The organism is Collinsella ihumii, assembly GCF_030385545.1.
GTDB classification, from domain to species: domain Bacteria; phylum Actinomycetota; class Coriobacteriia; order Coriobacteriales; family Coriobacteriaceae; genus Collinsella; species Collinsella ihumii.
Map to the genome: position 1 here is coordinate 90995 of NZ_JAUEIQ010000005.1, position 11362 is coordinate 102356.

An 11362-nucleotide genomic window follows, 5' to 3' on the forward strand; every position below is an offset into this window, starting at 1 on the left:
TCCCCGTGGCGGGCGTCTGGCGCGGAGTGAATTATTCAGCGTTTCGCCCGCAGGCGAATCCGCTCGCTCCCTTTTGTCGCATTTCTGCGTGCTATCATGTAGCAGATTCTTAAAGAACTGCAGGTACCTATTGGTATCTGCGAGCACAGGTGAAAGGAAGCCGCATGCTCAACGCAATCGAGATCTCTCCCGATATCTGGTGGGTCGGTGGCATCGACTGGAACGAGCGCTCGTTCCACGGATACACCACCGAGAAGGGCATCACGTACAACGCGTACCTCATCATGGATGAGAAGATCACGCTCATCGATACCGCCAAGGCAACGTTTACCGATGAGTTCCTGCAGCGCATCTCGCAGGTCGTCGACCCCTCCAAGATCGACGTCGTGATCACCAACCATGTCGAGATGGACCACTCCGGTTCGCTGCCCGCCATCCACAAGATCGCCCCCAACGCGACCATCTACGCATCCGCCGGCGCCGGCGTGAACGAGGTCCGCGCCCACTTCGGCATCGAGGCCACCCCGGTCAAGTCCGGCGAGACGCTTTCCATCGGCAAGCGCACGCTGACCTTCGTGACCACGCCCATGGTCCACTGGCCCGACAACATGGTCACCTACTCCGACGTGGACAAGATCCTGTTCTCCAACGACGCCTTCGGCCAGCACTTCGCCTCGACCAAGCGCTTCGATGACGAGAACGATCTGTGCGAGGTCTACAAGCAGGCCAAGAAGTACTACGCGAACATCGTGTGGCCCTATGGCATGCAGGCGAAGAAGGCCCTCGACGTCGTGAAGACGCTCGACCTCAACATGATCTGCCCGAGCCACGGCGTGATCTGGCGCAGCCACATCGCCGACATCCTCGACAAGTACGAGGCCTGGACCACGTACCAGATGCAGGACAAGGCCGTCGTGGTGTTCGATTCCATGTGGCACTCCACCGAGGCCATGGCGCGCGAGATCACCGATGCCTTCATCAAGGAGGGCATCCCCGCCGAGCTCATCGACGTCAAGCACATGCATGTCTCCGACATCATCCTCGAGATGTGCGATGCCAAGTACGTCGCCGTGGGCTCGCCGACCCTGAACTCCAACATGATGCCGACCGTGGCGGGCTTCCTCACCTACATGCGCGGCCTGTCGCCCAACAACAGCATGCGCATCGGCCTGGCGTTCGGCTCCTACGGTTGGGCGCCGCTCGGCCCCAAGCAGGTGTACGCCGAGCTGGAGAACGCCAAGTTCCAGCTGCCCGTGCCCGTCGTGGCTCAGCAGTGGATTCCCTCCGAGGAGAACCTGGCCGAGCTTCAGGACACCGTCTGCAAGATGATCGAGGCCGCTCAGGAGTAGGTCTTCGGCCTGTATCGCGCCCCGTCCGCTTCTGCGGGCGGGGCGCTTTTCGTTCGGGGCATGCGATGCCCTGTCGGGTTCTTGCCGCTGCTTCCCCGCGCGTCTCCTCCTGTGGACAAGATGTGGCGAAAATGTGCACCGAGTGCTACCGTTAATAGGATTGAAAAGCTTTATATGAAGAGGGGTGCTTATGGCTTTACTGGGCTTTTTGATCGCGTTTCCCCTTGTCGTGGCGATCGCGCTGATGTTTCTGCGCACCGACACGGTTCGCGATCCGCTCGTGATCGGCTCCGCGGTGATCATCGGCATCGCAAGCATCATCACCGCTGTCACCTTCATGGGAAACCCGACCACCTTCGCGTTTTCCAGCGACACGTCGCTTATCGGTAATTACCTGGCGACGGCGACGGACCTGTTTTTGTGCGGATTCGTGTTCGTGTTCGCGGTTCGCTCGCGCAACGCCATCGCGCTGGTGCTCGCGACCGTCCAGCTCGTCATCTCCGTCTGGTGCGGCTCCATGGCCATCCACCCCGAAGACGCCATGCCCGAGCCCATGTACATCGACACCCTATCGGTGATCATGGTCCTCATCGTCGGCCTGGTCGGCAGTGCGATCTGCGTCTACGCGCTGGGCTACATGAAGGACTTCCAGCATCATGAGGAGGAGGCGGCCAAGCGCTTGGGCACCCCCGTGTCCGATCGCCGCCACCAGTTCATCGCCCTGATGTTCCTGTTCCTGTCCGCGATGTTCATCATCGTGACGTCCGATAACATGGACTGGCTGGTCGCCGGCTGGGAGATCACGACGGTGTGCTCCTTCCTCATGATCGGGTTCACGCAAACCGACGAGGCCAAGAAGAGCGCCCTGCTTCAGATCAACCTCAACATGGTCGGCGGCATCGCGTTCCATATCGCGCTCGTGATCATGCACGTGGTCCATATCCCGCTGTCCATCAACGGCCTTATCGAGTTCGCGGCGGGCGAGCAGCCCGACCTGATGATCCTGCCGCTCATGCTCCTCTCGGTCGCCGGCCTCACCAAGGCCGCCCAGATGCCGTTCCACAAGTGGCTGCTCGGCGCCATGGTCGCGCCGACCCCCACGAGCGCGCTTCTGCATTCGTCCACCATGGTCAAGGCGGGCGTCTTCCTGCTCGTGAAGCTCGCCCCGCTCTACCTGATCTATCCGGCCGCGTCGGCCATGGTCGTCGGCATCGGCGGCATCACGTTCGTGCTCTGCTCGTTTCTGGCGATCTCCCAGAGCAACGCCAAGCGCGTGCTCGCCTACTCCACGATCGCCAACCTCGGCCTGATCTCCGCCTGCGCGGGCGTGGGCACCGCCGAGGCCGTGTGGGCCGCCATCTTCCTGATTATCTTCCACACGGTGTCCAAGTCCGTGCTGTTCCTGTGCGTCGGCACGGTCGAGCACCGTATCGGCAGCCGCAACATCGAGGACATGGACGGCCTGTTCAGCCGCCTGCCGCATCTGACCCGCTTCATGATGCTCGGCATCATGGGCATGTTCGTGGCCCCCTTCGGCATGCTCATCTCCAAGTGGGCGACGCTCGTGTCGTTTGCCGAGACGGGCAACGTCATCTTCTTGATCCTGCTCGCGTTCGGCTCCGCCGCGACGTTCTTCTTCTGGGCCAAGTGGCTCGGCAAGCTCGCCGGCGTGTCCCAGAAGGCCGAGAACGTCGAGGGCGGCGTCCATGCGACCGAGTGGGCGGCCATCGGGTTCATCTCCGCGCTGCTCGTCATGTGCTGTGTGCTGCTGCCGGTCATCTCCCAGTACGTGATCGGGCCCTATCTCGAGTTCACCTACAACAAGGTCCCGCGCCTCATCGATATCGACAACATGCTCATCATGGTCGCTATCGTCCTGTTTATCGCCATCGTGCTGCTGACCCCGTGGGGTCGCTCCTCGAAGGCCCGTCAGCACGTGTATCTGTCCGGCACGTGCATCGACGCCGATTCGCGCACCTACCTGGGATCGATGGGCCGCACGATGCGCTCGACCAAGCGCAACTGGTATCTGAACGACATCTTCCCCGAGGGCGTCCTCACGAACGTCGGCCTGATCGTCTGCACGTCGGTGCTGCTCATGGCGTTCGCCGCCTGCTTCATCTTCAATCCCGGCCTGCTCTCCGGCGGCGCGTTCCTCGTCGAGCGCGAGGTGCTGCTGGTCGGTCCCGGCCTTGTGGGCATCCTCGTCGGCGTGGTCGTCTTCGGCGTCTGCGCGCCCATCGTCGGTTGCCTGCTCGACGGTCTTGACCGCAAGGTCAGCGCGCGCATGCAGGGGCGTGTGGGACCGAAGCTGCTGCAGCCCTACTACGACGTGCGCAAGCTGCTGTCCAAGGAGCAGACGAGCGTCAACGCCATCGACGAGGCGTACGTCACCTGCGCGCTCGTCTTCTGCATCCTCGCCGGCGGCATGTTCATCTCCGGTTCCAACCTGCTGATGTGCGTCTTCTTGGTCACGCTTGCCACCCTGTTCGTGATCATCGCCGCGTACTCCTCGCGCTCCCCGTGGGCCGACGCCGGCGCCGATCGCGAGTGCCTGCAGGTCATGTCCTATGAGCCCATGCTGCTGATCATGACGGTCGGCTTCTTCACGGCGACCCAGTCGTTCGACATCGCGCGCCTGTTTCAGATCGATGCACCGATCGTCACCACCCTCATCCCCATCTTCGTGGGCCTGCTGTTCATCCTGACCATCAAGCTGCGCAAGAGCCCGTTCGACCTGTCCTACAGCCACCATGCGCACCAGGAGCTGCTCAAGGGCATCACGACCGAGATGACCGGCCGCACGCTCGCCAAGATCGAGATCATGCACTGGTGCGAGAGCGTCCTGTTCCTCATGTGGGTGGGCATGTTCTTCATCTGGGATTCGCCCATCTCCATCGTGGTCGCTCTCGCCGTCGTCGCGATCACGTGGTTTTTCGAGGTCGCCATCGACAACAACTTCGCGCGCACCAAGTGGCAGAACTGCCTGAAGCTCGCGTGGCTCGTCGCGCTGGTGATGGGCGTCGTCAACCTGTTCTACGTGCTCGTCACCCCGTTCATCTAAGGAGCAAGTGATATGGGATATAACTCCAAATCGCCGTGGCTCATCCATTACGACGGATCGAGCTGCAACGGCTGCGATATCGAGGTGCTCGACTCGCTCATGCCGCTCTACGACATCGAGCGCTTCGGCATCATCAACACGGGAAACCCCAAGCACGCCGACATCTTCTTGGTGACCGGCTCCATCAACGCGCAGAACATCCGCGTCGTGCGCCATATCTACAGCCAGATGCTGGAGCCCAAGGTCGTCGTCGCATGCGGCATCTGTGCGTGCACCGGCGGCGTGTTCCGCGACGCCTACAACGTCATCGGCGGCGTGGACAAGGCCATTCCGGTCGATGTGTACGCGCCGGGCTGCGCGGTGCGCCCCGAGACGATCATCGATGCGGTGCTCAAGGGCGTTGAGATCCTTGACGAGAAGGCGCGCCGTCTGGAGGCGGGCGAGGTCCTGCGCGATCCCGACGACCTGTTGGACGACGAGGCGGTCAATGCGCGTCTTGCTGCCATGAAGGCGAGGGAAGAGTAGATGTACACCACCGAGTTCGTCGATATCGACCTGTGCGATCTCCTGACGCGCATCCAGAGCCTCAAGCACCAGGGCATGCGGTTCGTCCAGCTGTGCGCCGAGCTTCCCGAGGGCGGCATCGATCTGGTCTACACGTTCTACGACGAGACGTGCGACAACGCCCTCAACCTGTGCGTGCGCGTGCCCGAGGGGGCCGAGGTCCCCTCGATTCAGGATCTGTACTTCGCCGCGTTTTCATATGAGAACGAGGCTCATGACCTGTTCGGCGTGCAGTTCATCAACATGAAGCTTGATTTCGGCGGCCACTTCTTCGAGCTTGCCGAGAAGGCGCCCATGACCGTGATCACGCCCGAGATGAAGGCGGAGCGCGAGAAGGCGGCCAAGCTGCGCGCCGCGAAGGCCGCCAAGGAGGCCAAGGCAGCCCGCGAGGCCGCCGAGGCCAAGAGCGCCGAGCGCGCGCTGACCGAGGATCGCGCCACTGCCGACGCCGCTGCCGTGGCGGCCGTCGACGATCTGGGACCCAAGGCCGCCAAGCCCACGCCCGAGGAGCGTGCGGCGAAGATGGAGGAGAAGCTCGCGAACATGGATCCCGAGAAGGCGGCCAAGATTCGCGCCGCGCTTGCCGCGCGTACCCAGAAGGCTGGTGAGTAGTGCATGGCAACCCGTACCGTCATCCCGTTCGGCCCGCAGCATCCGGTGCTGCCTGAGCCGGTTCATCTTGACCTGGTCGTCGAGGACGAGCACGTCGTCGAGGCCATCCCGCAGATCGGTTTTGTCCACCGCGGCCTGGAGAAGCTCGTTCAGAAGCGCGACTACAACCAGTTCGTGTACGTCGCCGAGCGCGTCTGCGGCATCTGCAGCTTTGGCCACGGCTACGGTTACGCCGCCGCGACCGAGAAGCTGCTCGGCATCGAGGTGCCCCGCCGCGTCGACTACCTGCGCGCCATTCTCGAGGAGCTGTCCCGCATCCATTCGCATCTGCTGTGGCTCGGCCTGCTTGCCGACGGCTTTGGATTCGAGAGCCTGTTCAACCACTGCTGGCGCCTGCGCGAGACCATCCTCGACATCTTCCAGGAGACCTGCGGCGGCCGCATCATCCTGTCCATCTGCATCGTGGGCGGCATGGCTCACGACATCGAGGACAGCATGCTGCGCGACGTATGCGACAAGCTCGAGAGCCTGCGCCATGACTACAAGATCATCGTCGACACCATGCTGAACGACTCCTCGGTGCGCAGCCGTCTGTGCGGCGTGGGCTACATCTCGTTCGAGGACGCTCTCGAGCTGTCGATGGTCGGTCCGTTCGCCAAGGGCTCCGGCGTGGAGCACGATATGCGCACGACGGGGTTCGGCGCCTACGGCGACCTTGAGCACTTCGAGCCCATCATCTCCAACGAGTGCGATTGCTACGCCCGCTGCAAGGTGCGTTGCGAGGAGGTCTTCCAGTCCATCGATATCGTCAAGGAGCTGGTTGCCAAGATTCCGCACGACGGCATCGGCGGCAAGCCCGGACCCAAGGTGGTGCCTCCCGAGGGACGCGCGCACGTGCTGATCGAGCAGCCGCGCGGCGAGGCGTTCTACTATGTGCGCGGCAACGGTACGAAGTACCTCGACCGCTTCCGCCTGCGCACGCCGACCTCACAGAACCTGGCCGGCATGGTGCGCGCGCTGCAGGGCGTCGACTTGGCCGACGTGCCCATGATCATCCTGACCATCGACCCGTGCATCAGCTGCACGGAAAGGTAGGGCCGTATGGGATCATTCAATCTCGCTAAGATGACGCTGCGCTCCCTGGTGAGCAAGCCCGCAACGGTGCGCTACCCGTATGAGAAGCGCGATCTGGAGCGCCTGTTCCCCCAGATGCGCGGACATGTGGTCAACGATATCGACGTCTGCATCCTGTGCGGCATGTGCCAGCGCGCCTGCCCGGTCGGAGCGATCACGGTCGATCGCAAGGCGGGCGATTGGACCATCGACCCGTATCGCTGCGTCCAGTGCGCCTCATGCACGCACGAGTGTCCCAAGAACTGTCTGTCGATGGATGTTCACTGCACGGAGCCCGCGACGGAGCTCTCCGTCTTCACGATGCACAAGGACATGCCCGCCAAGCCTGCCGCCGGCGCCAAGGCGGCAGGTGGCGCTGCTGCCAAGCCCAAGCGCGAGCTGACGCCTGAGCAGCAGGCGCGCGTCGAGGCTGCGCGCAAGGCCGCTGCGGCAAAGAAGGCCGCCAAGGCCGCGCAGGAGGCCTCCGAGTAAGCCTGGGATTCTGCAAGCTGTCACATGACGAGGGTCTTGCCGTGCGGGCGGGGCCCTCGTCGTTTTTTGTCTCTCCTTCGGAACGCGTGAAGGGACCGCTGTATCCGCCCACGTGCAGAACCGCACCCCGATAAAAGGTTTTACCAAGACGCGAGGGCACCCCGTTTTGAATTTGGTATCAATCTGACGGTAAAAAGGGCCACTTGTGGGCGGATCGAGGGCACCTCTCCGGGTCTCCGGAATAGGCCGAGCAAAGAAACCGCAGGTCACAAGCTTGTCAAGTATGGCCGTTTTCCATCCGTACTTCCCGAGTTGATACCAAATTCGTCTTCAAGATGTACCAACCCCCTCGCTCCTGCAGTTTTGCGGTGCGGTTTTTCCACCGTGCGCATACGGGCCCTGGAATCCGCCAGCGGCGCCTTGCCGGTCGCACTGCGGGCGGCCCGAATCGGGGCACGCCGTGCGCCCTTGGAGTACACTTGGTGTCTATGACCGAATCTGAACGCAGACATCAGGGAGTGCGCATGCCCGCCGCCATCCAGCAAACGTATCCGCTCGAGCACTATCTTTCGATCCTTGCGCAGGACGGCAATCTGTTGCAGGCTCCTGAGGTCGCAGGCGAGCTCGAGATCCGTTGCGCGACGGATGATTCACGCGAGGCGGTTCCGGGGACGCTCTTTGTCTGCAAGGGCGCGGCGTTCAAGCGCGAGTACCTTATCGATGCCTGCGGCGCCGGCGCCGTCGCCTACGTCTCTACCGTCGATTACGGCGTGGATGCCCCCTGCGTGCTTGTGCGCGACATCCGTCGCGCCCTCGGCCTCCTTGCGGACGCCGCCTATGATCATCCGTCCGCACGGACCCAGGTCTGCGCGTTCACGGGCACCAAGGGCAAGACGACCTGCGTGTACTATCTGCGCAGCATCCTCGCTGAACATGCTCGACGCAACGGCGCCGTAGCGCCCGCCTTCCTGACCGGCGTCGAGTTCGATGACGGAGCGGAGCGAGGCGAGAGCCTGCTGACGACGCCCGAGCCGTTTACCCTGGAGCGCCGCATCGCCAATGCGGCAGCGTCCGGATGCCAGCAGATCGTGATGGAGGCGTCGAGCCAGGCGCTCAAGTTCCATCGCACGCTGGGCATCGAGTTTGCCGTGGGCGCGTTCACCAACTTCGGTGAAGACCATATCTCGCCGATCGAGCACCCGACGCTCGAGGACTATTTTGCCAGCAAGCTGATGCTGTTCCACAACTGCCGCGTCGCGGTGGTCAATCTGGACATGGATGTGGCGGACCGCGTGCTCGAGGCCGCGCGCTCCTGCGGGCGCGTGCTCACCTACTCGCTCTCCGACGTGCGGGCGGACATCCATGCGCTCGGTGCCGTGCGCGGCGATTCGGGCTTGCGCGCTCGCGTGCAGACGCCTGCGGGCGTGCTGACCATCGACCTTCCGACGCCCGCTACGTTCAACCTGTCGAACGCGCTGGCGGCGATCGCCTGCGCGGTGGCGCTCGGCGTCGAGGGAGCGTCGATCGAGCGAGGCCTCAAGGCGGTGCGCGTCCCCGGCCGCATGGAGATGCATCGCTCCGACGACGGCCGTATCGTCGGCGTCGTCGACTATGCGCACAACGGCATGAGTCTGGAAATGCTGCTGCGCGAGCTGCGTCAGACCTATCCGGAGCGCGAGATCGCCGTGGTCTTTGGATCGACGGGCGGCAAGGGCGTCGATCGTCGCGAGACGATGGGGGAGGCGGCCGGCAAGTTCGCCGATCGCATCGTGATCACCGAGGACGACCCCGGTCCCGAGAATCCGGCTGACATCTGCGACGCCATCGCGCGTGCGGTCGCCGCCCAGGGCAACGAGAATTGGAAGATCGTGCTCGACCGCGTCGAGGCGATTCGCACGATCGTGCGCGAGACGTCCGGTCCCGCCGTGATCGTCGTGGCGGGCAAGGGCGACGACGCCTTCATGTTGCGCAACGGCGTGCGCGAGCCCTATGAGCCCGATAACGTTCAGCTCGACAGAGCGCTCGGTATCCGTCGGGGAAGCGCCGAGTAACTCGCGCGCGCTGCCGAAAGACGGGTTCTCGCCCTCCATGCGCATAACGATGCCCGCATGGGCTCCTGCTCAGCCGCGCCAGAACGCGATGGCGATCTGCGTGCGATTTTTGAGCCGCAGCTTGGAGAGGATTGAGCTGATGTGGTTGCGGACGGTGCCCTCGCCCATATAGGCCGCCGCCGCGATCTCTCGGTTGTCCAGCCCTTCGGCTATGAGGCGGGCGACCTCGTATTCACGGTCGGTGAGGCAGGCGAAGGCCGCGGGTCGCCTTTCGGGTTCGTCCGCGCCCGCTGCCCGGGATGCCGTATCCGTCGTATCTGCATGCCGAAGCGCGTCGTCCAGGCGGGTTTCGAGGCCCCGTGCCCGGTCAAGGAGGGCTCGGGCGTGCGTGGTCAGGTCGTCGCGCGTGCGGTTGAGGGTCGCCTGCCGGGCGAGCATGCGGCTCGTGCGCGCCGAGAGCGCCGCGGCGAGTCCGCTGAGGGCCGCCGTGGCGCACAGGGTGAGCAGCTCGGGCCGCCAGAGGACGGCCGATATGCACAGCGAGGCGACCGGCGCAATCCATGAGGCGCGCATCCGGTCGCTGCGGTGCAGGTCGCGTACGGTGTCGTAGAGCGCCAGGGGAATGAAACCTGCTCCCGCGGGCGTGGACAAAGCGCATATGCAGTAGCAGATGGGCATCGCTGCGCGAATTCGCTCGGGGAGCGCATCGGACAGCGCGGCGCTGCAGATGGCGAGCAGCGTCATGATGACGCCAGCGGTGCCCAGGCCCCCGGGAAGGAGGGGCAGAAGGCAGGCTGCGCACCCGCAGAAGACCAGAAGCTTGTCGATCGTGCGTTCCATGTTCCTATCATAGCAAGGGAGGTTCCTCCTTCTGCCTGAAGAAGGCGGCTGCGATGGCGGATCGGCCTCATGCCCGTGTTGCGCGGCGGGCGCCCGGGGGTTCAAGCTGCGTTCGCCTCCCTTTGTCCATCGGTGCGCAAGCGTGCACAACAAATGCTATCTACCTGCGAAAATAGAGACCATGACAAATGTCACTGGCGCTCGACGCGGTGCTCGAGCACACTGGACGCAGCATGGTTTCCAAAATGATCGGCCGCGCGGCACCCGCCTGCCCGAGGTGCCGATGCAGGCGGGTTCGGCGTCGTGCCGGATCGAGGACCGGATGGGAGGCATCCATGGATATCGTCGCGGTGGACGGACTGGTCAAGCGCTATGGCGAGCTGCTCGCACTCGACCACTTCGATCTCCATATCGCCGAGGGGGAGATATTCGGACTGCTGGGGCCCAACGGCAGCGGCAAGACCACGGCCATCAACTGCATGCTCCAGCTGCTCACATACGATCGGGGCTCGATCCGCCTGTTCGGCGAGGATATGGCGCCGGCGCGCTATGACCTCAAGAGGAGGATCGGCATCGTGCCCCAGCAGGTGGCGGTGCTCGAAGAGCTGTCGGTCCGCGAGAACATCGATTTCTTCTGCTCGCTGTACGTATCGGACCGCGCGCGCCGCCGCGCGTTGGTTGATGAGGCCATCGACTTCGTGGGCCTCGCCGAGTTCGCGGGGTTCCGCCCCAAGAAGCTCTCCGGAGGCCTGCTGCGCCGCCTCAACATCGCGTGCGGCATTGCGCACAAGCCCGAGCTCATCTTTTTCGACGAGCCCACCGTGGCGGTCGATCCGCAGAGCCGCAACGCCATTCTCGCGGGCATCAAGGGGCTTCGCGACGAGGGCGCGACCGTGGTCTATACAAGCCATTACATGGAGGAGGTCGAGCAGATCTGCTCGCGCATCATGATCATGGATGGGGGCCGCGTGCTGGCGCAGGGCACCAACGAGGAGCTCAAGCGCATGGTGTCCACGGGCGAGAAGATCGTGATCGAGGTCCCCTCGGTGTCCGATGCCGTATTGCGGCGCCTTCGCGCGCTGCCCCACGTGCTGGAGGCGGGCCATGCCGACCAGACGCTCACCGTGCGCTGCGAGGCGAGCCCGCACAACCTCACCGACGTGCTCGGGGTGCTGGGAGCGGCCCGTGTGCAGTTGGGGCGCGTGTACGCCGAGCCTCCGACCTTAAACGATGTGTTTCTCGAGCTTACCGGCCGCGAGCTGCGCGATTAGGGGGCC

The 11362-nt window shown here is 63.9% G+C and carries 9 protein-coding genes; 8 read left to right on the top strand and 1 reads right to left on the bottom strand.

All coding sequences use genetic code 11. The annotated features are described in order from the left end of the window. Positions 1-164 precede the first annotated feature (164 nt). The 7 genes from QVN30_RS06195 (at position 165) to QVN30_RS06225 (ending at position 9245) form a co-directional block, all read left to right on the top strand. Positions 165-1349, top strand: a complete 1185-nt coding sequence (locus QVN30_RS06195; RefSeq protein WP_066831290.1) for an FprA family A-type flavoprotein — start codon at positions 165-167, stop codon at positions 1347-1349. A gap of 190 nt (positions 1350-1539) precedes the next feature. Continuing rightward, positions 1540-4413 (top strand): proton-conducting transporter transmembrane domain-containing protein, encoded by a 2874-nt coding sequence (locus QVN30_RS06200; RefSeq protein ID WP_289835805.1) that lies wholly within the window; start codon positions 1540-1542, stop codon positions 4411-4413. A gap of 12 nt (positions 4414-4425) precedes the next feature. Then, positions 4426-4938, top strand: a complete 513-nt coding sequence (locus QVN30_RS06205; protein ID WP_239283375.1) for an NADH-quinone oxidoreductase subunit B family protein — start codon at positions 4426-4428, stop codon at positions 4936-4938. Continuing rightward, positions 4939-5589, top strand: a complete 651-nt coding sequence (locus QVN30_RS06210) for an NADH-quinone oxidoreductase subunit C (RefSeq protein ID WP_066831297.1) — start codon at positions 4939-4941, stop codon at positions 5587-5589. Positions 5590-5592: 3 nt separating this feature from the next. Next, the gene (locus QVN30_RS06215; RefSeq protein ID WP_204538253.1) at positions 5593-6684 is read left to right on the top strand and encodes a hydrogenase large subunit; all 1092 of its coding nucleotides are present in this window, start codon (positions 5593-5595) and stop codon (positions 6682-6684) included. Between the two features lie 6 nt (positions 6685-6690). Then, positions 6691-7194 (top strand): 4Fe-4S binding protein, encoded by a 504-nt coding sequence (locus QVN30_RS06220; RefSeq protein WP_204538250.1) that lies wholly within the window; start codon positions 6691-6693, stop codon positions 7192-7194. Between the two features lie 524 nt (positions 7195-7718). Further along, complete coding sequence (locus tag QVN30_RS06225; RefSeq protein WP_289835806.1) at positions 7719-9245, top strand: Mur ligase family protein; 1527 nt, start codon at positions 7719-7721, stop codon at positions 9243-9245. A 69-nt stretch (positions 9246-9314) separates the two neighbouring features. Here the strand turns inward: QVN30_RS06225 and QVN30_RS06230 are convergent, their stop codons facing one another. Next, positions 9315-10085: a helix-turn-helix transcriptional regulator gene (locus tag QVN30_RS06230; protein ID WP_289835807.1), complete on the bottom strand. Its 771-nt coding sequence runs from the start codon at positions 10083-10085 to the stop codon at positions 9315-9317. A 335-nt stretch (positions 10086-10420) separates the two neighbouring features. Here QVN30_RS06230 and QVN30_RS06235 point away from each other — a divergent pair, with 335 nt between their 5' ends. Beyond that, positions 10421-11356 carry an ABC transporter ATP-binding protein gene (locus tag QVN30_RS06235; protein WP_087200813.1) on the top strand — a complete coding sequence of 312 codons (936 nt, stop codon included), beginning with the start codon at positions 10421-10423 and terminating at the stop codon, positions 11354-11356. Positions 11357-11362: the final 6 nt, after the last annotated feature.